The sequence below is a fragment of the Thalassolituus oleivorans MIL-1 genome, from assembly GCF_000355675.1.
Taxonomy (GTDB): Bacteria; Pseudomonadota; Gammaproteobacteria; order Pseudomonadales; family Oceanobacteraceae; genus Thalassolituus; species Thalassolituus oleivorans.
In genome coordinates this window covers 3,778,367-3,801,117 of sequence record NC_020888.1, presented here as the reverse complement: position 1 = coordinate 3,801,117, position 22,751 = coordinate 3,778,367, and the positions used below count along the sequence as shown (strand labels likewise).

General features: G+C 48.4%; 22 protein-coding genes and 1 other RNA gene. 11 read left to right on the top strand and 12 right to left on the bottom strand.

What is annotated here, in order from left to right:
* Positions 1–10: 10 nt before the first annotated feature.
* On the bottom strand, positions 11–781 hold the full coding sequence (locus TOL_RS17485) for a substrate-binding periplasmic protein (protein ID WP_015488706.1): 771 nt from the start codon (positions 779–781) through the stop codon (positions 11–13).
* A gap of 137 nt (positions 782–918) precedes the next feature.
* A complete protein-coding gene (gene typA / locus TOL_RS17480; RefSeq protein WP_015488705.1) occupies positions 919–2,736 on the bottom strand; it encodes a translational GTPase TypA in 1,818 nt (605 codons plus the stop codon).
* Between the two features lie 426 nt (positions 2,737–3,162).
* Here typA and glnA point away from each other — a divergent pair, with 426 nt between their 5' ends.
* The 3 genes from glnA to TOL_RS17465 all read left to right on the top strand — a co-directional run bounded on the left by glnA (position 3,163) and on the right by TOL_RS17465 (position 6,174).
* Positions 3,163–4,569: a glutamate--ammonia ligase gene (gene glnA / locus TOL_RS17475; protein WP_015488704.1), complete on the top strand. Its 1,407-nt coding sequence runs from the start codon at positions 3,163–3,165 to the stop codon at positions 4,567–4,569.
* 92 nt (positions 4,570–4,661) lie between these two features.
* Entirely contained in the window at positions 4,662–5,615 is a 954-nt protein-coding gene (locus TOL_RS17470) for an alpha/beta hydrolase (RefSeq protein ID WP_015488703.1), read from the top strand.
* A 139-nt stretch (positions 5,616–5,754) separates the two neighbouring features.
* Complete coding sequence (locus TOL_RS17465) at positions 5,755–6,174, top strand: ester cyclase (RefSeq protein ID WP_015488702.1); 420 nt, start codon at positions 5,755–5,757, stop codon at positions 6,172–6,174.
* Between the two features lie 25 nt (positions 6,175–6,199).
* Here TOL_RS17465 and TOL_RS17460 read toward each other — a convergent pair whose 3' ends face one another.
* Positions 6,200–6,655, bottom strand: a complete 456-nt coding sequence (locus TOL_RS17460; RefSeq protein WP_015488701.1) for an EVE domain-containing protein — start codon at positions 6,653–6,655, stop codon at positions 6,200–6,202.
* A 183-nt stretch (positions 6,656–6,838) separates the two neighbouring features.
* On the opposite strand from TOL_RS17460, the gene TOL_RS19450 reads away from it, so the two are divergent.
* Complete coding sequence (locus tag TOL_RS19450; protein WP_015488700.1) at positions 6,839–6,964, top strand: hypothetical protein; 126 nt, start codon at positions 6,839–6,841, stop codon at positions 6,962–6,964.
* A gap of 17 nt (positions 6,965–6,981) precedes the next feature.
* Here TOL_RS19450 and TOL_RS17455 read toward each other — a convergent pair whose 3' ends face one another.
* From TOL_RS17455 to TOL_RS17445, 4 genes are all read right to left on the bottom strand, one after another.
* Entirely contained in the window at positions 6,982–7,584 is a 603-nt protein-coding gene (locus tag TOL_RS17455) for a 5-formyltetrahydrofolate cyclo-ligase (protein WP_015488699.1), read from the bottom strand.
* Between the two features lie 21 nt (positions 7,585–7,605).
* Positions 7,606–7,784: non-coding RNA, 6S RNA (ssrS, locus tag TOL_RS18865), on the bottom strand.
* A gap of 108 nt (positions 7,785–7,892) precedes the next feature.
* Positions 7,893–8,207, bottom strand: coding sequence for a cell division protein ZapA (locus TOL_RS17450; RefSeq protein ID WP_025266560.1), 315 nt, complete (start codon positions 8,205–8,207; stop codon positions 7,893–7,895).
* On the bottom strand, positions 8,200–8,412 hold the full coding sequence (locus TOL_RS17445) for a TIGR02449 family protein (RefSeq protein WP_015488697.1): 213 nt from the start codon (positions 8,410–8,412) through the stop codon (positions 8,200–8,202). Before TOL_RS17445 ends, TOL_RS17450 begins: the two co-directional genes overlap by 8 nt.
* Before the next feature lie 194 nt (positions 8,413–8,606).
* Here TOL_RS17445 and TOL_RS17440 point away from each other — a divergent pair, with 194 nt between their 5' ends.
* The 4 genes from TOL_RS17440 (at position 8,607) to TOL_RS17425 (ending at position 13,002) form a co-directional block, all read left to right on the top strand.
* Positions 8,607–9,161 carry a UPF0149 family protein gene (locus TOL_RS17440; protein WP_015488696.1) on the top strand — a complete coding sequence of 185 codons (555 nt, stop codon included), beginning with the start codon at positions 8,607–8,609 and terminating at the stop codon, positions 9,159–9,161.
* 10 nt (positions 9,162–9,171) lie between these two features.
* The gene (gene pepP, locus TOL_RS17435; protein ID WP_015488695.1) at positions 9,172–10,488 is read left to right on the top strand and encodes a Xaa-Pro aminopeptidase; all 1,317 of its coding nucleotides are present in this window, start codon (positions 9,172–9,174) and stop codon (positions 10,486–10,488) included.
* 10 nt (positions 10,489–10,498) lie between these two features.
* Complete coding sequence (gene ubiH, locus TOL_RS17430) at positions 10,499–11,722, top strand: 2-octaprenyl-6-methoxyphenyl hydroxylase (protein WP_015488694.1); 1,224 nt, start codon at positions 10,499–10,501, stop codon at positions 11,720–11,722.
* A gap of 65 nt (positions 11,723–11,787) precedes the next feature.
* The gene (locus tag TOL_RS17425; protein WP_015488693.1) at positions 11,788–13,002 is read left to right on the top strand and encodes a UbiH/UbiF/VisC/COQ6 family ubiquinone biosynthesis hydroxylase; all 1,215 of its coding nucleotides are present in this window, start codon (positions 11,788–11,790) and stop codon (positions 13,000–13,002) included.
* Positions 13,003–13,028: 26 nt separating this feature from the next.
* On the opposite strand, the gene TOL_RS17420 is transcribed toward TOL_RS17425, so the two are convergent.
* Entirely contained in the window at positions 13,029–13,907 is an 879-nt protein-coding gene (locus TOL_RS17420; protein WP_025266556.1) for an HDOD domain-containing protein, read from the bottom strand.
* 150 nt (positions 13,908–14,057) lie between these two features.
* On the opposite strand from TOL_RS17420, the gene TOL_RS17415 reads away from it, so the two are divergent.
* A complete protein-coding gene (locus TOL_RS17415; protein ID WP_015488691.1) occupies positions 14,058–15,254 on the top strand; it encodes a class I SAM-dependent rRNA methyltransferase in 1,197 nt (398 codons plus the stop codon).
* Here TOL_RS17415 and TOL_RS17410 read toward each other — a convergent pair.
* Both TOL_RS17410 and TOL_RS17405 read right to left on the bottom strand, forming a co-directional pair.
* Positions 15,244–16,467, bottom strand: a complete 1,224-nt coding sequence (locus TOL_RS17410) for an imelysin family protein (RefSeq protein ID WP_015488690.1) — start codon at positions 16,465–16,467, stop codon at positions 15,244–15,246. The genes TOL_RS17415 and TOL_RS17410 overlap by 11 nt on opposite strands.
* A gap of 3 nt (positions 16,468–16,470) precedes the next feature.
* Entirely contained in the window at positions 16,471–17,133 is a 663-nt protein-coding gene (locus tag TOL_RS17405; RefSeq protein ID WP_015488689.1) for a histidinol-phosphatase, read from the bottom strand.
* A 289-nt stretch (positions 17,134–17,422) separates the two neighbouring features.
* On the opposite strand from TOL_RS17405, the gene TOL_RS17400 reads away from it, so the two are divergent.
* Both TOL_RS17400 and ptsP read left to right on the top strand, forming a co-directional pair.
* Positions 17,423–17,914, top strand: a complete 492-nt coding sequence (locus TOL_RS17400) for an RNA pyrophosphohydrolase (RefSeq protein WP_025266552.1) — start codon at positions 17,423–17,425, stop codon at positions 17,912–17,914.
* A 6-nt stretch (positions 17,915–17,920) separates the two neighbouring features.
* Complete coding sequence (gene ptsP / locus TOL_RS17395) at positions 17,921–20,203, top strand: phosphoenolpyruvate--protein phosphotransferase (protein ID WP_015488687.1); 2,283 nt, start codon at positions 17,921–17,923, stop codon at positions 20,201–20,203.
* A gap of 42 nt (positions 20,204–20,245) precedes the next feature.
* On the opposite strand, the gene mepK is transcribed toward ptsP, so the two are convergent.
* Together mepK and TOL_RS18570 are read right to left on the bottom strand one after the other, a co-directional pair.
* On the bottom strand, positions 20,246–20,788 hold the full coding sequence (gene mepK / locus TOL_RS17390) for a peptidoglycan L,D-endopeptidase MepK (protein WP_015488686.1): 543 nt from the start codon (positions 20,786–20,788) through the stop codon (positions 20,246–20,248).
* A 179-nt stretch (positions 20,789–20,967) separates the two neighbouring features.
* Positions 20,968–22,743: a L,D-transpeptidase family protein gene (locus TOL_RS18570; protein ID WP_051052437.1), complete on the bottom strand. Its 1,776-nt coding sequence runs from the start codon at positions 22,741–22,743 to the stop codon at positions 20,968–20,970.
* Between the last annotated feature and the right edge of the window lie 8 nt (positions 22,744–22,751).

The following is a 22,751-nucleotide window of genomic DNA, read 5'->3' as shown; positions in this document are numbered from 1 at the left end:
CGCTAGGTGTTTACTGAATCAGGTACCGCGACAGCGTTTGTTCGTAGCTATTAATAATATTCTCATAGCGTCCATTGCTACGCAGCGTAGCAATGCCTTCGTCGAAGGCATTGCGGTATTCTTCGTTACTGAACGCCATAAAATATTCACTAGGTTCAAACAGCTCTACCGCCGTATAAGAAGCTTGATAGCGCATATCTGGCGGATTTCTATGACGTAATTTGCTGAGGTAATAACGGAAAATAAGACGATCCATAATAATGGCATCGCAATCCCCATTGTAAAGCGCTTCTACTTGTTCGATTTGCTGTGTGTATTCTATATAGCTGGGCGCCAAATCCGCGGTGATGGCGAAGGGTTTCGGTAGCAACTGTTTGGCTAGGCTAAAAGCCCCTATGCGCAGATCGCTTAGATCACTTACTTTTTCAATGTTATAGCCTGCGTCTTTTAAGGTAATGATGACGTTATGGAAGATCATCACGGGTTCGCTTGAAAAAAATGCTTTGGGTGTTAGTTGTGGTTGAGTTACTAACAATGCGTTCAATTTTCCTAGATTGAAATCGTCAACGTTCTCGGCATTGCTACTGTAATGAACGTCGCTGTCCAAACCGCTCGCAGCCAGCGCTTCACTTGTTAGGTCTAGGGTGATGCCACTATTGTTGTGGGGAATAACGTACGGAGGTATTGATAAGCTAGTACCAACATGCACGACCACGTCCGCTTGCGCTGGATACAAGAAAAGTGCGGCTAATGTTGCGATAAAAGAGACTGGGATACGCATTGGCTAAGCTTCGTTAAGACTTCTTAATGATCATAGATCAATGTAGCGATATTGAGGTAGAAGGAAATAAAAAAACGGGCCATAAAGGCCCGTTTGGCTGGTAAGGTGATCAATCCTAGGGACTGATCAGCGTCACCTTAGCTCTTCTTAGTCTTCGAACGCTTACGCTCGTTCTCAGTTAAGAACTTCTTACGTAAACGAATGCTGGTAGGTGTTACTTCTACTAGCTCGTCGTCTTCGATAAATTCCAACGCTTGTTCTAGGGTGTGTTTCACTGGTGGCGTCAAGTTGATCGCTTCGTCTGTGCCTGATGCACGAACGTTGGTCAGCTGCTTCGCTTTGGTTGGGTTAACCGTTAGGTCGTTATCGCGGCTGTGTAAGCCAACAATCATACCTTCGTACACTTCTAAACCTGGCGCTACAAATAAGCGACCACGTTCCTGCAGAGTGAACAAGGCATAACCTAAGATTTTACCTGGAACCATTGATACCAGTACGCCGTTGTGGCGAGTAGAACCTAGTCCAGATTGTACTGGGCCGTAATGATCGAAGATGTTGGTCAGGATGCCTGAGCCAGAAGTCATGGTCATAAACAAGCCACGGAAGCCGATCAAGCCACGTGCAGGCATGATGAACTCAAGGCGCACACGGCCTTTACCATCTGGAACCATGTTGGTCATTTCAGCGCGACGGTTACCCATCTCTTCCATGATCGAACCTTGGTGCTCTTCTTCGATGTCGATAACAACTTGTTCGTACGGTTCTTGAACTTCGCCATCAACGATTTTTTGCACAACTTCAGGTTTTGAAATACCCATTTCGAAGCCTTCGCGACGCATGGATTCAATTAATACTGATAAGTGCAATTCACCGCGGCCAGATACTTTAAATTTCTCTGGCGAGTCGCCGGGTTCAACGCGCAATGCCACGTTGTGGATCAGTTCTTTGTCTAAACGGTCTTTGATGTTGCGGCTAGTAACATATTTACCTTCACGACCAGCAAACGGTGAATCGTTTACCTGGAAGGTCATGCTAACAGTTGGCTCATCAACGCTTAGTTGTGGTAATGCTTCAACATGACCAACGGCACATAGCGTGTCAGAGATGTTTAAGCCATCGATACCAGAGATACATACGATGTCACCAGCGTGTGCTTCAGGAACATCAACGCGTGTTAGGCCGTGGAAACCTTTCACTTGCTGGATACGACCTTTGCGCACATCGCCTTCAGCAGTGATTAGCTGAATGTCAGTGCCCGGCTTTAATGTACCGCGAGAGATACGGCCAACCCCGATAACACCAACGAAGCTATCATAATCCAATGCAGAAATTTGCATTTGGAATGGACCTTCGCGATCCAATTCTGGCGGAGTTACGTGATCGACGATCATTTGGAACAGTGGCGTCATGTCATCAGCCATTGCTTCTGGATCTAGACCTGCAATACCGTTTAACGCAGATGCATATACAACAGGGAAGTCTAATTGCTCTTCGGTCGCGCCAAGACGGTCGAAAAGATCGAAGATTTCATCCATAACCCAATCAGGGCGAGCACCAGGGCGGTCAATCTTGTTGATAACAACAATAGGACGCAGGCCGCGCTCAAACGCTTTTTGAGTTACGAAACGAGTTTGTGGCATTGGACCGTCAACGGCATCAACCAACAAACATACTGAGTCAACCATCGACATAACACGCTCAACTTCGCCACCGAAGTCGGCGTGTCCAGGGGTGTCTACGATGTTGATTGGGTAATCATTCCAACGAATGGCGGTGTTTTTCGCCAAAATGGTAATACCGCGTTCTTTTTCTTGGTCGTTCGAGTCCATGACTCGCTCGCCGCCCTGATCTTTACGATCTAGGGTGCCAGATTGCTCTAAAAGTTTGTCTACCAGAGTAGTTTTACCATGGTCAACGTGGGCAATAATGGCGATGTTTCTTGGAATGTTGCTCACAACAGTAGCCTTCGTGATGGGAGTGTCTGACGCCGTCACGTAATTGGAAGGTATCAGGGTCCGGTGTCAGTTCAAAAATCGAGGCCGGATTATACCTGAAGTTGAGCCTTTACGGGATATCAATTTTTGTAAGAGGAAAGCGCTTTTTTTGTGCCGATTTTCATGTACTGACGGTACGTTGTGAACCTATAATGTGCGGGCTTGTATCGCGTTACGCATATAAGAGCCTTATTTGCATCTTATTGGTGCATGATCGCTCATTTGTGCTCTAATTTGGAACAAAGTGGTGATGAGTGGTCGTTAAAAACCCAGTATTTACGCGGGTCTTTAGATTGATGGCAATGGCACACTACTTGCTCAGCGAAAGGGCATGGCAAGCCGGGTTTAGTCCCGAATGAAATTGAACCAGCATCTGGAGACGTTAAGATGTCAGAGAACACTCTGAATTTGATCAAAGAAAATGATGTACGTTGGGTTGACCTGCGTTTTACTGACTTTAAAGGTAAAGAGCAGCACGTAACTATCCCAGCGAGCTATGTGAACGAAGAATTCTTCGAAACTGGCCAGATGTTCGATGGTTCTTCCATCGCTGGTTGGAAAGGCATTAACGAATCAGACATGATCCTGATGCCAGATGACGACACGTCATTCCTTGATCCGTTCACTGAAGACGCTACCTTAGTATTGCGTTGTAATATTGTTGAACCTTCAACTATGCAAGGTTACGAGCGCGATCCACGCTCTGTTGCTCTACGTGCTGAGCAGTTCCTAGCATCTACTGGTTTGGGCGATACAGCATTCTTCGGTCCAGAACCAGAATTCTTTATGTTTGACGATGTACGTTGGGGCGCAGACATGTCTGGCTCTTTCTGCAAAATCAACTCTGACGAAGCTGCTTGGAATACTGCAGCAGTGATGGAAGGCGGCAACTTAGGTCACCGTCCACGCGTTAAGGGCGGTTACTTCCCAGTGCCACCAGTTGATAGCCATCACGATATCCGTGCTGCTATGTGTAACACTATGATGGCCATTGGTTTGGACGTAGAAGTTCACCATCACGAAGTGGCGAACGCTGGTCAGAACGAAATTGGTGTGCGTTTCAACACACTGGTTAAAAAAGCTGACGAAGTTCAAATGTACAAATACGTTATTCATAACGTAGCGGCTGCTTACGGCAAAACTGCGACTTTCATGCCTAAGCCAATCGTTGGTGACAACGGTTCTGGTATGCACGTTCACCAGTCTTTCTGGAAAGACGGCGTAAACCAATTTGCTGGTGATTTGTATGCTGGTTTGTCTGAAACTGCCCTGTTCTACATCGGTGGTATCATCAAGCACGCTAAATCACTGAACGCTTTCACTAACCCAGGTACTAACTCTTACAAGCGTTTGGTTCCAGGTTTCGAAGCTCCAGTAATGTTGGCTTACTCTGCGCGTAACCGTTCAGCGTCTATCCGTATTCCTTACGTAGCGTCGCCAAAAGGCAAGCGTATCGAAGCGCGTTTCCCTGATCCAATTGCTAACCCATACCTAGCATTCGCTGCTATGTTGATGGCTGGTATCGACGGTGTTAAGAACAAGATTCACCCTGGCGATGCAGCTGATAAAGACTTGTACGATCTAGAGCCAGAAGAAGCGGCTAAGATCCCACAAGTTTGTGGTAGCTTGCGCGAAGCAATGGACAGCTTGAAAGCTGACCACGCTTACTTGACTGAAGGTGGTGTTTTCACGCCTGACATGATCGAAGCGTATATCAATCTGAAGATGGAAGAAGTTTACCGTGTTGAACAGACGACTCACCCTGTTGAGTTCGATCTGTACTACAGCGTGTAATACTCTACATTGCTAATGAAAAGGGGCTCTTCGGAGCCCTTTTTTATTGTCTAACTGCTACTATAGAGCGGTTATCACCATGAGGTTGTTGTGTGAACTGGGATCGCCAAGCGCTGTTGGAAGAACTGCGAGAGTTTGACTGGTCGTTTAAGACGACAGAACTAAGCCCTAACTTGGCCGCTTATTGTCGTCACTATAAGCTGAATTTTGACGATACTGGCCTAGCTTTGCAGTATACGGCCGGATTGGTATCGCTTGCAGGATTTAGTATCGCGGTTCAGAGTTGGCGCCAGCCTGAGGCTCGAGGAACTGCGATTCTGGTTCATGGTTACTATGATCATATTGGGCTTTACGCCAGCTTGATCGATTTCTGTTTGCGTCAGCAATTCAACGTCATTGTTTTCGATCTGCCAGGGCATGGCTTATCGAGTGGCGAGCAGGCGGCGATTTCTAATTTCCAAGAATATGACGATGTTTTTAGTCATTTGTTGCAGCTGGTTCAAGCTCACGACTCTAGTCCCTTGTATGCGTTTGGCCAGAGTACCGGTGGCGCGATTCTTATCAATTATTTATTGAAGCGACAGTTAACCGCGGCGCAATCGCCATTCGAAAAAATCGTGTTATTGGCTCCGCTAGTGCGACCAACCGGTTGGCAGAAAGGGCAATTGTTGCATTCCGTTGTGAGCATGTTTATTAGTCGAGTGAAGAGAAAGCATGGAGACTCGTCATCAGATCCTGACTTCTTAAATTTTGTCCGTACCCAAGATCCACTGCAGTCGCTTTATCTGAGCGTTCAGTGGGTTGGGGCATTACGTCAGTGGGTGCCATTTATTGAGGCACAATCACCATTGGATTTGCCGCTATTGATTATCCAAGGTGATAACGATGGTACGGTGGAGTGGAAGCACAACCTTGAGGTTTTGGCTGAAAAATTCCCCAAGGCTGAGGTCTTTATTTTGCCCGACGGACGTCATCATTTAGTCAATGAGTCGCTACCTCAGCGCGCGATCGCCTATGGCCAGATTGCGGACTGGCTGAATCGTTAATTTACGCTAAACTTGTAACTGCTTGAGCCAATCAATGGTGTTGGCTTGTTTGGTCGTGCAGATCGCTACGGATTTTGCAGGGATGATCGATATGCTATGACAGTTATTGTCATGCTCTCGTTAACAGGGATTGCAGCTAATGGATAACAAACGACTCGTTCGTCATTTTATAGATCTCACTTGGAATCAAGGTCGCCATAGCATAGCTAGATCTTTGCTACGTCGAGACTTTACCTATCACGCCAGTATGATTGACGAGCCAATGGATTTTGATGGTATGGTTGCTCTCATCAATACCATCAAGGCAGCCATGGACGATTTTTCGGTCTCTGTTGAAGAGATTTTAGCCGAGGGAGATAGAGTCGTTACTCAAAGTACATTCACCGGTACGTTGGTGCGCCCCTTATTGGGTTTTGAACCCAGTGATCGGTTATTATCGTTAAGCGCGGTGACGTTTTGGAGTATTGCTCGTGGCCAGATTGTGGATGGGCAATCACAACTTGATACTGCTGAACTAGCACGTCATATTCAGCGCTCTAGTGTCCGTTTTACTGCTTAATTAAATTCTTTTGTCTGAGTGTGCATTACATATTATTTAATAAGTAATGCCACTCGTCCGCCCTCACTGGCTGTACGGATAATCGACTACGGTTTAATAACACCATATTGGCCAATGCCTCGTGCTGGTGCATCTCTTTCAGTGGAATGATCTTAGGTAATGCCTCGACCGCCTCTACTTCAATGGTGATCCACCGTGGCTTTTCTAGACTCGACTTTGGGTCAAAATATTTTGATGATGGATCAAGTGAACTTGGATCGATAATGTCGGTCTGAGTGACGCGACAAATTCCGGCAATGCCGGGAATGGGACAACTAGAGTGATAAAAAAATACTAAATCACCTACCTGCATGTCATCACGCATGATATTTCGTGCTTGATAATTACGCACGCCGTCCCATACTGTGCGCTTATTAAGTGCGCGTTCCAAATCGTTAAAGCTGAAGCTATCGGGTTCTGATTTCAGTAACCAATAATTCATAATAAAACCTTAGATTGGTCTAGTCGTTGCTAGGAAGTCTGGGAATAATAGCGGCTTAGCTTTTTATTGGGAATGCGTGTGTAAGCCGCACAAATAATAACGACAGAGCGACTCTATGCTTGGGGCTTAGGGGCGTTTCTGAAATAAGAGTAACCGTTTTCTATTTTGGGGTTGTTGAGGACGATGAAAAAACCAGATGTATTACTTTTTCTGGCGATTGTGGTCGCATTGGGGTCGGCTATTACCGGTATGGCAAGTGAGGAGCGTAAGTCTCCAACGGTGCTGGCGTCGGAGTACAGTATTCGATAGTCGCTAACATCTAACTATTAGTCGGCGGGTGTCGTAAATGTTAACAAGCGATGCAGGGATGCATCGGTAGCGATCAGTTTTAGTGGGATATCCCACGACTCTGCTGGCAGCATGGAAATTCGTTGGAAGTCATAGGCGCAGCCAACTAATAAAGGCGTTTTACCTTTTTCGTGCACAAATTCCAGCGTTCGATCATAAAAACCACCGCCCATTCCCAAGCGATTTCCGCGATCATCGAAAGCAACTAACGGTAGGCAGATTAAGCGTATAAAGCGCGCTGATACGGCTTTATTGCGGCTAAAACTTGGCTCCGAAATACCGAAGCGGTTGCGGCTCATTACGGTGTTCTTCTGATAGCGAATAAATGCCAAATGTCCTTTGCGCAATGGGTGAAGAACCGGCAAATAAATCTCTCTGCGGCGCTGATGCAAATCTTGAATTAACCACTGAGTATCAATTTCACCATCATTGGTGAGATACACGGCTACGCGCTTAGCGGTCAGGTATTCTGGCGCGGAGCGCAGTTGGCGCAGTAATCCACGACTAGCGCTTTGGCGTTGCGCTTTTGATAAGCTGCGACGTTGCTGGCGAATCAGTTTACGTAATTCAGATTTATTCATCGAAAGGCCGATATGAAAAGGGAGCTCCCCACTGTGCCGCTGTCTAAAAAGGCCTTGAACCCAGAGGTTCAAGGTGGCGGGTTCGACACTGAATAAGGCTTTCCGGAAACCGGACATGCGCAACAACAGCGAGCAGAACCCTCCAGGGTAGTACGCATCGGCTCGAGGTCTTTATCGACTGGCCAACACCCCAGGGAGCTGAACTAGTATAGCAAAGCCGCCCCTATTTCGGGCAGCCTTGTTAACGAATTGAAACGGAAAAATTTAGCTTGGTTATTCGCTGATCAGTATGCCGCGAACGTTCATCACTAAAGTTCGAGTTGAACATCCTGATCGAGAGCGGCATCAATACTGGCATGTAATTTCTTCAGCTCGGTATCAATAGTATTTTGCTGAGTTTCTATCTCAAGCATATGGTGAGTAATATTGAGTGCAGCAATAACTGCAATGCGGTCGGTACCGATGACTTTACCGGCTGCTGAACTCGCATTCTTAATTTCTTCCATTTTATCATTGAGATGGCGTGCGGCATTGCGCAGCTCTTCTTCGGCACCCGCAGGGCAATTTACGCGATATTCGCGTTCCATAATCGTTAGTGCCAATGTTTTCGGTGCGTTAGCCACTATTGCGCTCCAGCGTTTGCAGGCGGGTAATCATTTCGTTCACCTTGCGGCGAGCCATTTCATTTTGCTGTACTAGCTTGGCGCGTTCAGCTTGCCAGCTTGCTTCGGAAATACGCATAGCACGATTTTGCTCACGTAATGAGTCGTGTATTGCTAGCAGCTTTTCAATTTTGCGCTGCAGTTTTTTTAGTTCTGATTCTTGCATCGCTATTCGACAGGGTTATGAAAACTGTACCTACTATAAGAGTGGCATGCTGGCGAGGTCAATGGAGTTAGAAGACACTGCGCAAGTATATGACGTTGATAGCGATAATGAAGTTCAGTTTTCTGCGCAATATTAACTGTCTTTGCGGCTGGCAGTGGTAGAATTAAAACGTTTTCAAAGCTCTAGGGGCCATTATGACCATCGAATTTGCCAGCGCTGCCGACCAGTGGCTGGAATCACGTTGTTACCAAACTCCATCTGCCTTGCATGGCTGGTTAGCGGGATTTCTCGCTAGCGGTGCTCGTTTAACAGCGGAAGCATGGATTGGTGAGGCTCAAGATTATCTTGAATTAGAAGAAAACGCAGACCCGGCTCTAGCGGCATTGTTGCTTACTATGTATGAAGAAATGTTAGCGTCACTAAGCGCCGAAGATATGACCTTCCAGCCGTTACTGCCCGAAGACGACGACGCCGATGTTGATGAGCAAGTTGATTGTTTAGCTGAGTGGAGTAAGGGCTTTCTTGATGGTTTCGGTGCCTCTGGATTGGCATCCGGTAAGTTACCGGACGATGTCGTCGAAGTATTACGCGATCTTGATGCGTTTTCTCAAGCAACGATTGATGACCCTCAAGACCCGCAAAATCCGCAGCTTTATTTAGCCTTGACCGAACATGCCCGTGTCGCTGCGTTAACCGTGTTTTATGCTTTTAACAAACCGGCAGAGTCAGCGCCGGGCATTGTTCACTAAGGGGATTGATATGGTGAAACTGGATCCGCAAGAATACGCTCGTCGTCGCCGTCAATTGATGGATTTAATGAGCCCAAATAGCATTGCGATTATTCCGTCGGCTCCTGTGACGGTGCGTAATCGCGATGTTGAGCATCCTTTTCGCCAAGATAGTGATTTTTATTACCTCAGTGGCTTTGCTGAAGAACATGCCGCCTTGGTGCTTATTCCCGGACGTGAGCACGGCGAATATGTGATTTTTTGCCAAGAAAAAATCAAAGAACAAGAAATTTGGACTGGTCGCCGTGTTGGTCCTGAGGCCGCACCCGAAGTACTTGGTGCAGACGATGCTTTTCCCGTAACCGATATCGACGATATTTTGCCGGGTCTTATTGAAGGCAAAGATCGTATTTACGCCAGTCTTGGCGTTAGCCCTGATTTTGATCGCCAGCTAATGCAGTGGGTGAACCACATTAAAACTCAGGTGCGTAATGGTGCGACTCCTCCACATGAGTTCTCTGCGCTAGATCATCTTTTACACGAAATGCGTTTGATAAAATCACCCGCTGAAGTTGCTGTGATGCAAGCCGCAGCCGACATCAGTGCCGAGGCACACACGCGGGCGATGCAAATGGTTAAGCCGGGAATGATGGAATATCAGTTAGAAGCTGAAATCATGCGTACCTTTATGGCGGCGGGCAGTCGTTGGCCCGCATATCCATCAATCGTCGGTGCGGGTGACAATGCTTGTATCCTGCATTACACCCAAAACAACCAGATGATTGCCGATGGTGATTTGATTTTGATTGATGCGGGTTGCGAGCTGGATTACTACGCCTCGGATATTACCCGTACCTTTCCAGCTAACGGGCGTTTTAGCGATGAACAGCGCGCTCTCTATCAGTTGGTGTTGGATTCTCAATACGCCGCTATTGCAGAAGTGAAAGCAGGCAATCATTGGAATCAACCACACGAAGCAGCGGTGAAGGTGTTAGTGACAGGCTTGATCGAGCTGGGCTTGCTTGAAGGCACAGTCGAAGAGAATATCGAGTCACTCGCCTATCGCCAATTTTATATGCACAAGACTGGGCATTGGTTGGGTATGGATGTGCACGACGTGGGTGAATACCGCATTGATGGCGAATGGCGCATCCAAGAGCCGGGCATGGTTATGACCGTTGAGCCGGGTCTTTATATTGCCCCTGATGACGACAGCGTTGATGCCAAGTGGCGCGGTATTGGCATTCGTATCGAAGACGATGTGGTGGTGACCAAAACAGGATGTCATGTTCTGACCTCTGGAATAGTGAAAGAAATCGCCGATATTGAACGCGTAATTGCAGGTTAATAGGTAACTGATGACGACACTAACTGCCGACATAACGATCATTGGTGCTGGAATGGCCGGTGCCAGCTTGGTGCATTTGCTTGCTCCCGCGCGCGCTGCTGGTATGTCGGTTGCGTTAATTGATCGTCAACCGCTGCAATGGCAAGACGACAGTGATGCCCGCCCGCCCAGCTTTGATGGTCGTGCCACGGCGCTATCCTTTGGCACTCGAGAGATTCTCAATCAATTGGGTTTATGGGATGCCATTGCGTCTCACGCTTGCCCGATCGAACATATTCAAGTGAGCGATGAAGGACGTTTTGGGCAGGCGCATTTGCATGCCACTGAGCAAGGTACGCCTGCGCTCGGTTACATCATCGAAAATCACCAGCTCGGCCAAGCCTTGCTGCGTGATATCGTCAATGCCGACGATCTGTTGCAGTTAACCCCACTTAGTGTTGAGCAAGTAAAAATGAACGCCGACGGCGCTTTGCTGCAATTAAGTGATGGTCGAAAGTTGCAAACGCGCCTCTTGATTATGGCGGATGGCGGACGTTCACCTTTGATGACGCAGTTGGGTATTCAATCTAAGCGTAACGATTACGGTACGCATGCTTTGGTAACCCAGGTTGAGTGTGATCAGCCCCACAACAATTGGGCTTACGAACGTTTTAGCCAAGATGGCCCTATCGCTTTTTTACCTTTGCATAAAAATCAGTATGCCGTGGTGTGGACGCTTGATGCCGACGTGATCGACGCCATGCTGGCATTAGATGAAGCGACCTTGCTCGCCAAGCTGCAACAACGGATTGGTCATCGGGTTGGGCGTCTCACCCGTATTGGCTCGCGTGTTAGTTACCCTCTGGCCTTGGTCAAAGCTTCCGAACAAGTACGTCGTTCTCTGGTGTTGTTAGGGAATGCAGCGCATAGCTTACATCCAGTGGCTGGCCAAGGATTTAATCTAACCTTGCGCGATGCCGCGAGTTTGGCCGAGCATCTGAATAAAGCGGCACTAGACGGATTAAATCCGGGTGATTTGAATGTATTAGAGCGGTACTTAAAGCAGCAGGTTACTGATCAGCGCAATACCGTCACCGCCAGTGATTGGCTGCCGCGACTATTTGCACAGCCGAATGCCTTGGTAGCTTGCGCTCGTGATGGCGGCCTATTGGCGCTAGCCGCGATGCCCACTGCACGGCGTTTATTTGCTCGTCATGCTATGGGGCAAGGTCAGCGTGCAGCACGTATCGGTTAGTGTTCGAATACTCTGGTTGAACAGTCAGCAGTCTTTCTCGTAGTAAAGAGCGTTAGGGAATCAGTATGCAATACGATGTAGTGATAATCGGAGCCGGTTTAGTAGGGCAAGCGGTGGCTGCTGCCTTAGTAAAAGGTATGGGGAATAAAGCTGTGCGAATTGCGCTGGTGGATCCGAGTTACAACCCCGACGCTCCTGCGCTAACAACCTCTTTGCAAACCGTCGATATACGGGTAAGTGCATTGACCGCTCAAACTCAAGAATTTTTAACCCAAGTGGGTGCATGGCAACATCTTCCTCGTGCTGCGTTGAGCCCTTACACGGGGATGCATGTTTGGGATGCCGAAGGTACGGGCTCCGTCACTTTCGATGCAGCTGAACTGCATGTTCCTTGTTTAGGCCACATCGTTGAAAACCGTCAAACGTTGTGGGCATTGCAGCAGGTTGTGAACGCTGCAGAGAGTATTGATGTTTTCCCCGTAGCGGTTCGTTATTGTGATAACCCAGATAGTGATGGATTTGTGCCTGTGGTGTTGGAAACGGGTAAAACTCTGAACGCTAAGTTAGTTGTTGGTGCTGATGGTGCTTTGTCGCGCGCGCGTCAATGGGCCGGACTTTCAACTAATGAGTGGGATTACGATCATCACGCCATCGTTGCCACGGTCGAATGTGAACAGTCGATAGCGGCAACGGCATGGCAACGCTTTCGCCCCGAAGGCCCATTGGCCTTTTTACCGGTAGCTCATCATCCGCATTTGGCGTCGATTGTTTGGTCGACCTCTCCAGCCGAAGCGAAAGAACTTTTAGCGCTGGATGATGAGGCGTTTTGCCAAGCATTAAGCACTGCGTTTGAGCATCGCCTAGGTGCAGTGATAGCGGTATCTAAACGTGCAAGTTTTCCGCTTCGTCAACGTCATGCGCGCGATTATTTTTGTCGCGGGATTGTGCTGGCGGGAGATGCGGCGCACACCATTCACCCGCTGGCTGGCCAAGGGGTGAATCTTGGCTTCAAAGATGCGGCAGTGCTAAGCGAAGAGATTGTGCGTGCGCTAAAGCGCGGAATTTCACCAGGTACAGATGCAGTACTATCGCGTTATCAGCGCCGTCGTCAGGCCGATAATCTCGCAACGATGGCGGCGATGGAGGGCTTCAAACGCTTATTTGCCGCTGATATGCCCATGGTTCGTTGGTTACGTAACGAAGGTATGCGCTTGTTTGATCGTTGGTTACCGGTTAAGCAGCATGTCGTCATGAAAGCGATGGGGTTGGATCGACTCTAACGCGAGATGTCTTTCAGGGGAGCGTTTTAGTGGCGATAGTTTTGCAGCCCAATGCCATTTTCTGCATAGCTGTCTTGTAATAGCTCAAGGTCAAATTCGCCTATACCTAAATAGGCGAGTACTTCTTGCCCGCAGGCTTGCCATTCAAGGTCTTCGCTCTGACGACCTAAAATCCGATAATTACCACAGATATGCTCGGCGACTTTTAAAATCGCCAAAAGGGTTTTCTCGTCGCTATCTTGCTGGTTGGCGGTATTGAAGTAGCGCGTGGCATTGTGATGCTCGGCAATGACATCACACAAGATACGTGGCAGACGCCATGATTTTGCTGTGTAGTAGCCAATCACCGCATGATTGGTGTTGAGTTCTCTGTTTTCGATATCGACGACTCGTAATTCGGGATCGGCATACGACATTTCCATCACATCAAAATAGTTATCAAAACGCATCATTAGTAATGGGATGCCACAATTGTGGAATAGCCCTAGCAGGTAGGCGAGATCTTGGCGGCTAAAATTTAATTGATTGGCCAGCGATGCGGATAGGTGAGCGATATCGGTAGCGGTATCCCAAAAGCGATTGAGTTGTGTGATTTTGTCATCACTCAGTTGGCTTTTAATGGCGAGGCCATTGATAACGTTAATCACACTGTTTAAGCCGATTAGACTCACGGCCTGACTCACTGAGGTGATCTCATTGGGGAGTGAATATAGCGGTGAGTTCACTACTTTCAGCACGGTACCACTCAAGCCAACATCTTGGCCGATGAGTTGTGAAATGCGTTTGATGTCAGGGGCGGGCGCAAACTGTTCCATCTGCAAATCGACAAGAATCTGTGGTTGCGGTGGAATGCGTATGCCCTGCATGACAGCCATTATTTGTTCTTCGGTGAGATCTTCAGCCATGATCCGCCCAATGGAATAAGAAGTTCTAATAGTGTAGATGAGCTTATGGATTGTTACCGAGTAAGTTGCGCAACTCGTGGGTATAATGTCGGTAATTTTGTAATCAATGACCATCCGAGTGTTTCGGGCGGTATCTGTACTGAGGTTTCCATGCACAGCACCTTGAGATTAAACGCCAAGGCAGAGCGCCGCCTAAAAGGCGGACATCTTTGGATATACAGCAATGAAGTGGATACGGTAACCACACCGTTAAAACTGATGGAGCCAGGCTCTCAAGTCGTGGTTGAAATGGCTAATGGTAAGCCATTGGGAGTTGCTGTTGTCAGTCCTGAGCAGCTTATTTGTGCGCGATTGATCAGCCGTAATCCGCAGCAATTTCTAGATGCATCGCTTATTGTGCATCGTTTGCAAGTGGCGATGAGTGGTCGCGATTTGTGGTATCCGCACCAATGTTACCGCTGGGTATATGGCGACAGCGATGGTTTGCCTGGCCTAGTAATCGACCGCTTTGGTGATGTGGCTGTGGTGCAGATTTCGAGCATCACGATGGAAATGCATCGCCAAGAGATTATTGATGCGATCCACAAAGTTGCTAAGCCAAAGACTATCGTGCTGAAGAACGACGGTAAGTTGCGCGCCGTTGAAGGTTTACCTGAGTACGTAGAAATTGTGCATGGCGAGCTGGTGGATGATTGTGCACCGCTGATAGAAAACGACACTAACTTCATGGCGCCAGTGATTCATGGGCAAAAGACGGGTTGGTTTTATGATCATCGCGAGAACCGCGCCCAGCTGAATCGCTTGGTAAAAGGTAAGCGCGTACTGGATGTGTTTAGTTACGTGGGCGGTTGGGGAATTCAAGCCGCGAATCATGGCGCGGCAGAAGTGCATTGTGTGGATGCATCTGCGCAAGCCCTAGACTGGGTCGAACAGAACGCCATGTTGAACGGTGTGGCCGACAAGCTGCATTGCTGGGAAGGCGATGCCTTTGAAGCATTGCGTCAGCTAAAAGATAACGGCGAGCGTTTCGATGTGGTAGTCGTTGATCCGCCAGCCTTTATCCCACGTCGTAAGGATATTAAAGCCGGTGAGTTGGCTTATCGTCGTTTGAATCAAATGGCGATGCGTTTGTTGAACAAGGACGGTATTTTGGTCAGTGCATCTTGTTCTATGCATTTAGCTGAAGATCGCTTACCGGACATGATTCGTATCTTAGGTCGTGAGCTGGATCGAGAAGTCATGATTCAGCATGTTGGCTCACAGGGTGCGGATCACCCTGTGATTCCAGCGATTCCAGAAACACGTTATTTGAAGGCTGTTTTTGCGCGCGTATTACCTACCCGTTAGCGGGTAGTTTTACGCCTAATGTCCGTGCTGAACGTTCGAGTACGGCCATGAGTTCGATAACGCGCTGGCGACATAGCTGGCGCGCTTCATCTTCGTTTGGTAGGTGGTCATGCCATTGCACTACGCAGGTGTCGATGTTATCCCAGCTGCTATTCCAGTTGGCCATCAGGTCGGCGTGATCGCCTAGCAACATGTTTAACCCTGAACCTTCAGTCGCGGGGAAATACAACTGCTTCAAGCCATTAATAACGGCCGCAACATCCGCAGGTGTTGATTGGCTGTAGGGGCTGCTGTAATCCGTAAGGCGACGCTGCAGTACTTCATTACGAAGTAAATTTTGCCCAGCAAGCAGTGATGCCTGTAGTACTTTTTCGGCGGTAGTCGCTTGTACTACGCTAGCGTAATAGCCATTGGCGGGTTCCCAGCGGCGCTGCAATCGTTGCAAATGTTGCTGTAGAAGTTGGCTGGCGAGTAACAGGTAATTGCGGCGGCGCTGATGATTACTGGCACCATCCTCTAGGTTTTGATATTCCATTGCATGGCTATCGGCAGTGTCATCACTATTGTTATGAGTGACATCGGCGCGCGCATCTTTTTTATCGTCAAAGTCAGTTGCTAGGCGTAGCCCATCTTCACCCCAAAGCATGAATTCGAGCGGGTGATAGCCCACGCTGGCATAGCTTGGATCCGAAAATCCGTGTTGGTCCAGCAGGGTTTCGGCACTGATCGTCAGGGTTAAATCATTAACAATGCCACTCAAGGCATAACCCGGCACGTAATCAATATAGCCACCTTCGATTGGCCAGCTATCCAGTAATGCCTCGACATCTCGGTAGCTTAAGTTGGCCTGCACCCATTCTGGCGGATCGTTCACGGGAATGCGGGTTGAGGCGAGTGACGATAAATAACTGGAGTAGGCCGAACGCCACTGATCTTGCGCTAAGTGCAGATTTTCGTCGTTTGGCTGCTCTAACAGGTTAACGATGCGGCTTTCTAGTTCAGTGGCCTGTTCTAATGCATCGGTTAGCGCCTGATAAGCACTCAAACTTATGTGTTCAGCGTATAGAGTCGCCTCGGGAATTTGCGCCGGAGTTTCAAGTTGTTTTAGCGCAGGCGCTAATTCTACTTTTGGTGCCTCGGTAGTATCACAAGCCGCTAACAGTATGGCCGTACCAATAGAAAGCATTATGCGTTGCAGGGTGCGAACCGCCATGAATTACTCCGCCACTCGCAAACTAATAATAGGCCAGCCTGCCGCTTCTGCCGCTGCTTTTAAAGTATCGTCAGGATCGACAGCCACAGGATGATCGACAATGCGCAGTAACGGTAAATCATTATGCGAGTCGCTGTAGAAGTAACTGCCTTCAAGAGAATGCTGGTGTTCCGCAATCCAGTCGTTTAGACGAGTGACTTTGCCGCCCTGAAAGCTTGGAATGCCAACGGTTTTGCCGGTATAGCGTCCATCCACGACTTCAGGATGCGGTGCGATGATGTGTTCGATATCGAGACGCGCTGCAATCGGATAGGTCACGAAACCATTGGTGGCAGTAATGATGAGGAGTACATCGCCTGCGGCGCGATGCTTTTCAATCAAGTCGCGGGCATGTTGGGTAATCAGTGGGTCAATGCGCTCGATTAAAAAGCGTTCCCGTTCAGCCAGCATCTGCTCAATGTCGTATTGCGTAAGTGGGCGCATAGCAAATTCGAGATATTCGTGAATATCCAGTGAGCCTGATTTGTACTGCTCATAGAAATGATCGTTGCGCTGTTGGTGTATAGCGGGATCGACTAAACCGCGGTCAACAAGGTATTGACCCCAAGCGTGATCACTATCGCCAGAGAGTAGGGTGTGGTCGAGGTCAAATATCGCGAGTGCCAATGTTTTTCAGCCATGTCGGGGCGCAGCCAGTGGGCGTCGAGAGGGGGTCCAGCTGGGCGCAGAGATTACAAAATATATCGCTATTCTACGGGGATCAGCGCATACTTTCCTCAAAATTGTGCGGCAGATGGTGCGTTTTTACCTCTGTATTTCGCATCCGTATATGAATGGTTCCAACGCTGTTTCGCAAGTCAAACTCCAGCTAGCTTATGGTTAGTCCTGTTGAGACTTGACCTTTGTCTCGAAATCAGCAAATTTTGGAAGCAGATAAAACGATTTGGATGGCATTGTGATTGATGAACACGGTTACCGCCCCAACGTCGGTATCATCCTTTGCAACGGCAATGGACAGGTACTTTGGGCACGGCGGATTGGTCAAGATGCCTGGCAGTTCCCTCAGGGAGGGATCAAACAAGGTGAATCGCCAGAAAAAGCCCTTTACCGCGAACTTGCGGAAGAAGTAGGGCTGGGGCCAGAGCACGTGCAGATTATAGGTTGCACGCGTGGCTGGCTGAGGTATCGTTTGCCTAAACGCATGGTACGTCACGACAGTCACCCTGTGTGTGTAGGACAAAAACAAAAATGGTACTTGCTGCGCTTGGTTGGAGAAGATGCTCTGATTAATGTTGCAGCAACGGCAAAACCAGAGTTTGATGGCTGGAACTGGGTAAGTTACTGGTTTCCGCTTGGAGAGGTTGTTGCGTTTAAACGCGACGTTTACCGTCGAGCATTGACGGAGCTGGCGCCCCGGATAGCCAGATTGCAACGAAAAACCGGATGAGGACGTATGCTCGATATATTGAGACGCATAGTACAGGAGGTCAGCTCAGCTACAGATCTGAGTGATGCCCTCAAGGTTGTGGTTGCCCGTATTCGCGAGGCGATGCACACCGAAGTGTGCTCGGTATATTTGTACGACCCAGAATCTAAGCGTTATGTCTTGATGGCGACCGAGGGTCTTAATCAAGATGCAGTAGGCAAAGTGAGTCTAATGAGCTCGCAGGGCTTGGTTGGTCTTGTTGGTACGCGTGAAGAACCGCTCAACATTGATAACGCTCCAGCACATCCTCGTTTCCAATTTTTACCTGAGACTGGCGAAGATCCATTTTTGTCATTCTTAGGCGTGCCTATTATTCACCACAAACGCTTAATGGGCGTTATGGTGGTGCAGCAACGCGATAGCCGTCAGTTTGATGAAAGTGAAGAAGCGTTTCTTGTCACTATGTCGGCTCAGTTGGCCGGCGTTATTGCTCATGCAGAAGCCACCGGCAATATTCTTCACTTACCAACCGAAGCTAACGAAAAAAAGAAAAGTGCTAAATTCGGCGGCGCACCGGGTGCGCCTGGCGTTGGCCTAGGTGAAGCCGTTGTAATCACACCTGCCGCCGATCTTGGTAGTGTTGTCGATCGTATTCCCGATTCTATTGCTGAGGAAATCGAACGCTTCGATATTGCCTTGGATGCTGCTCGAAATGAAATTCGTAAGCTCGGCGGGCAACTGCGTGGTGAATTACGCCCCGAAGAAATGGCCTTGTTCGATGTTTATCTCAACATGCTTGATGACAATGCCTTGGGTGCCGAAGTCAAAACTGCCATTCATAAAGGCAACTGGGCGCAAGGCGCTTTGCGCAGTGTGGTGATGGAATATGTCGGCCATTTCCAATTGATGGAAGATGCGTATTTGCGCGAACGCGCAACTGACATTATGGATTTAGGTACTCGTATTTTAGCTCACCTTGAAGGCGCTGAAATTGAGACCAACGAAGACGATTACCCGGCGAATACCATCTTGGTGAGTGAGGAATTAACGCCTGCTATGTTGGGTGAAGTGCCGACCAGCAAGTTACGTGGTTTGGTTTCAGTCAAAGGTTCGTCTAACTCTCACGTAGCGATTTTAGCGCGGGCAATGGGTATTCCTACCGTCATGGGTGTGGTCGATGTGCCTTATGCACAGCTTCAGGGTATGGAGCTGATTGTTGATGGTTATCGTGGCTTGATCTTCTCCAATCCGGGAGACGAGCTGCGCGAGCAATACCAAGCAATTTTTGAAGAAGAGTTAGCGCTCACTGCCGATCTTGAAGGTCTGCGCGGCTTGCCTGCCGAAACCCTCGATGGCCATCGTATGCCGTTATGGGTTAACACTGGTTTGATTACCGATGCCTTGCGCAGCCTTGATCGTGGTGCTGAAGGCGTGGGTTTATATCGTACTGAAGTGCCTTTTATGATGAAGGATCGCTTCCCAAGTGAAAGCGAGCAGCAAAAAACGTATCGTGAGCAGCTAGAGACCTTTAGCCCTGCGTTAGTGACTATGCGTACTTTGGATATTGGCGGCGATAAATCGTTAACCTATTTTCCGATCAACGAAGCCAACCCCTTTTTAGGCTGGCGTGGCATTCGTGTGACCTTAGATCATCCTGAAATCTTTTTGGTGCAAGTGCGCGCCATGATGAAGGCGAGTGAAGGCTTAAATAACCTGCGAATCATGTTACCTATGGTGAGTAACGTCACCGAAGTTGATGAAGCGTTGCATCTTATCTATCGAGCTCACGTTGAAACGTTAGAAGAAGGCTTCGATGTCGAGATGCCAGAAATTGGCGTCATGATTGAAGTCCCAGCTGCGGTTTATCAAATTCGCGAGTTAGCACAGCGGGTTGATTTCCTGTCTGTAGGCAGTAACGACTTAACGCAATATTTGCTTGCAGTGGATCGCAATAACCCGCGTGTTGCCGACTTGTATCAAGCCTTTCATCCTGCGGTTTTGCACGCTCTAAAGCTTATTGTAGATGGCGCTCATGCCGAGAATAAGCCAGTCAGTGTTTGTGGTGAGTTGGCGGGAAACCCTATGGGGGCTGTATTGTTGATGGCGATGGGTTATGACGTGCTATCCATGAACTCAACCAACTTACCGAAAGTGAAGTCGGTGATTCGCGGTATTAGCCGTGAATGGGCGGATAACTTATTGGCAGAAGTGTTAACGATGGAAAGTGGTCAGGTTATCGCTTCAACCATTCAGCTGGTACTGGAGAAGGCGGGCTTCGGACGCATTATTGGTCCATTGTCGAAAGGCTAAACGAGTAGGCGCAATACTTACTCGTGAAGGGCTGTCTAGTCGTTAGGCTGTCCACTGGCGTACGCGGCCAGTATCTATATGTACGAATCCACTCTGCGGATAATAACCAACTCCACCCTTTCTCATTTGCAGCGCTGCTTTTTGCAGGTCGCGGCAAGAAATTCCAGGGAAACGAATATCTAAGGCTCGGCCTTCCATGTGTAAACTGTGTTTAGCAACACCATTGCTTGCAGCGCGCAGCATTTGATTGGTTTGTGGTGAACGATAGCCGGAGATGATTTGAATTGGCTGATTAGGATTCAGCGCTTGCTGTAGCCGATATAGATTTAGATAAAGATCGCGTTGCATCGCTAAGGCTTGATTAGCGCGGTGGTCACGCATTAACAGGTCAATGTCTTGCACTTCACTGTCAATGAAGCCGCCATCTGCCCAAAACGTCGCTTTTAAGGATTCGCCAGTGTGTATGTTGTATAGACGCAGTGTTTTTTCTTCTTGGCTTGCGGCATTGGCCAATGGGCTAATACCAACCAATCCGGCAGTTCCGACTAGTGCGGCCTGTTGAAGAAAACGACGACGATCCAGCATACCAAGGACACCTCAGTTACAGTTCGGTTACAAGAAGTCGTCAGTATGCCAAAGGATTGCCGCTCTGGCGCATTTGAGCAGGTATTGATAGTCGCTAAGGACAGTTATGTCAGGATGATTAGTGTAACCACGCTCGGTTAAGCCCGCCTTAGGCATGATTACGGCGTGCGAAATAAAGATTACAGACTTGCTTGGCGATGCGAGGCCATACCGGCGGTTAAATCGCGCTGATAAACATCTTCGCGAACTTGCAGGACACCATCGTCATCGACCCAAGTAGTCCAATACATTAAGTAGACTGGTACGGGTTGCTCTAAGCGAATACGTGACGTGCGGTTTTGATCAATAGCAGCATCAATGTTAGAGCGCTGCCAGCCTGTTTGACGTGCGAGAAGTTTCTCCGCCAGTAATCGCGGTTGTTCTACACGAACGCAGCCAGAACTGAGTGCTCGCTTTTCCAAAGCAAATAGCTCGCGATGTGACGTATCGTGAAGGTAGATGTCTTGTAGGTTTGGAAATAGGAATTTAACGGTTCCTAGTGCATTATCAGGTCCCGGCTGTTGCACTAAGGTATATGGGAAATACTTGCTGCTGTATTTATTCCAGTTGATGTCTTTGGTCGATACATATTTAGGCGCGCCATCTTGGTACGTGATAACTCTAAAGCCTTTTTGTTCGAGGTAGGCTGGATTACGTTTAATTTGTGGCAATAGGCTAGTAGCAGCAATGCGAGCTGGCACAGTCCAAGTGGGCGAAATTTCTATCGTGCTCATCATTTCGCTCATGACGGGCGTACGGCGTTGTAAATTACCGATCACGACTTTCATATCGAGTGTTGGCGTATTGCCATCCATCAAGCGTAAACGGAAGTCAGCCATGTTGACCATGATATGGCGCTGCCCAAGTTCGCGTGGCAGGTGACGCCAGCGCTTCATGTTCAGAGCGATACGCTGTGCGATCTGGTACGGCGGAATATTTAGTTGTAAGCGGGTTTCATCGTTTAACTCGCCAGTGACTTCTAATTTGTGACGTTTTTGAAAGTGCATTACGGCTTCTTTTAAGGGTTCGTCAAATAAGAAGCGTGGTTCTTCCATATTGATCTCTTCACCTTCCAGCGGCCATTGGCTGTGGCTTTCTTTCTCCTTGAAGAGCCAAGACAAAGCCCCTTTAGGCATGTCGCCATACTGACCTAGCACCCAACGCAGATAAGGCATCATTTTATGACGCTGACCTTCACTTACTTGCATATCTGCCGGCAACTCTTCCCAAAGACCCGTTGCATCAATAGATCGATAACGATTCAGCTGTTCACGTAGTTTGAGATAGCCAGGTTGGTTTGGAGTTAGCTGGGTCAATAGTTCGTCAAGATTGTCGTCTTCAACCGATTTTTGTAGCAAGCGCACCACATCCTCAGTGGTGATGCTCGATAAAGGTTGCTCCGACGATACTTTGCGAATCGGGTGGTCGAGTTCGCCCGTGTCGGGAATAAGCTCTGAGTTTAGTGATTGTTGAGCATAAGTAATGAAGGCATCGGTGAGCAGAATATCTACCGCAGTTGCTTGCTTCGGTACATTCGATAGACGGTTGGTTTCACGCTCTAACGTTGGCAGAGCGTAGCCATAGTTACGCCAATCGTCGCCTGCGGTTTCGCGCAGCACTTGAATCAGTTCTTTAGCCGCAGGTTTTAACTCATAGCTGTCCATCCATACCGGTTGATAGTCGCGGTGTAGATAGAAAGGTTCAATGTTTTGAATGTGCTTTAAACGAACTTCACCGGCAACATGGCGCGACGATTCTATTAGCCATTCTTCCATATACTTTTGCGCCACATTCGGTGGCATGTAAGGCTTGGTGTTCACACTTGCTGCCAGTGCAGCGAATAAAAGACCGACGCACAGCAGCCCGATCACGGCAGGGATCGCTAGATGTTTATTTGAACGAGGCGTGCTCGTCATGCGGTAGT

What these genes read in the sequence shown, in the direction of transcription:
- TOL_RS17485 (WP_015488706.1), bottom strand. Translation starts at nt 781, where the DNA reads ATGCGTATCCCAGTCTCTTTTATCGCAACATTAGCCGCACTTTTCTTG.
- glnA (WP_015488704.1), top strand. Translation starts at nt 3,163, where the DNA reads ATGTCAGAGAACACTCTGAATTTGATCAAAGAAAATGATGTACGTTGG.
- TOL_RS17465 (WP_015488702.1), top strand. Translation starts at nt 5,755, where the DNA reads ATGGATAACAAACGACTCGTTCGTCATTTTATAGATCTCACTTGGAAT.
- TOL_RS17460 (WP_015488701.1), bottom strand. Translation starts at nt 6,655, where the DNA reads ATGAATTATTGGTTACTGAAATCAGAACCCGATAGCTTCAGCTTTAAC.
- TOL_RS19450 (WP_015488700.1), top strand. Translation starts at nt 6,839, where the DNA reads ATGAAAAAACCAGATGTATTACTTTTTCTGGCGATTGTGGTCGCATTG.
- TOL_RS17455 (WP_015488699.1), bottom strand. Translation starts at nt 7,584, where the DNA reads ATGAATAAATCTGAATTACGTAAACTGATTCGCCAGCAACGTCGCAGC.
- TOL_RS17445 (WP_015488697.1), bottom strand. Translation starts at nt 8,412, where the DNA reads ATGCAAGAATCAGAACTAAAAAAACTGCAGCGCAAAATTGAAAAGCTG.
- TOL_RS17440 (WP_015488696.1), top strand. Translation starts at nt 8,607, where the DNA reads ATGACCATCGAATTTGCCAGCGCTGCCGACCAGTGGCTGGAATCACGT.
- pepP (WP_015488695.1), top strand. Translation starts at nt 9,172, where the DNA reads ATGGTGAAACTGGATCCGCAAGAATACGCTCGTCGTCGCCGTCAATTG.
- ubiH (WP_015488694.1), top strand. Translation starts at nt 10,499, where the DNA reads ATGACGACACTAACTGCCGACATAACGATCATTGGTGCTGGAATGGCC.
- TOL_RS17425 (WP_015488693.1), top strand. Translation starts at nt 11,788, where the DNA reads ATGCAATACGATGTAGTGATAATCGGAGCCGGTTTAGTAGGGCAAGCG.
- TOL_RS17420 (WP_025266556.1), bottom strand. Translation starts at nt 13,907, where the DNA reads ATGGCTGAAGATCTCACCGAAGAACAAATAATGGCTGTCATGCAGGGC.
- TOL_RS17415 (WP_015488691.1), top strand. Translation starts at nt 14,058, where the DNA reads ATGCACAGCACCTTGAGATTAAACGCCAAGGCAGAGCGCCGCCTAAAA.
- TOL_RS17410 (WP_015488690.1), bottom strand. Translation starts at nt 16,467, where the DNA reads ATGGCGGTTCGCACCCTGCAACGCATAATGCTTTCTATTGGTACGGCC.
- ptsP (WP_015488687.1), top strand. Translation starts at nt 17,921, where the DNA reads ATGCTCGATATATTGAGACGCATAGTACAGGAGGTCAGCTCAGCTACA.
- mepK (WP_015488686.1), bottom strand. Translation starts at nt 20,788, where the DNA reads ATGCTGGATCGTCGTCGTTTTCTTCAACAGGCCGCACTAGTCGGAACT.
- TOL_RS18570 (WP_051052437.1), bottom strand. Translation starts at nt 22,743, where the DNA reads ATGACGAGCACGCCTCGTTCAAATAAACATCTAGCGATCCCTGCCGTG.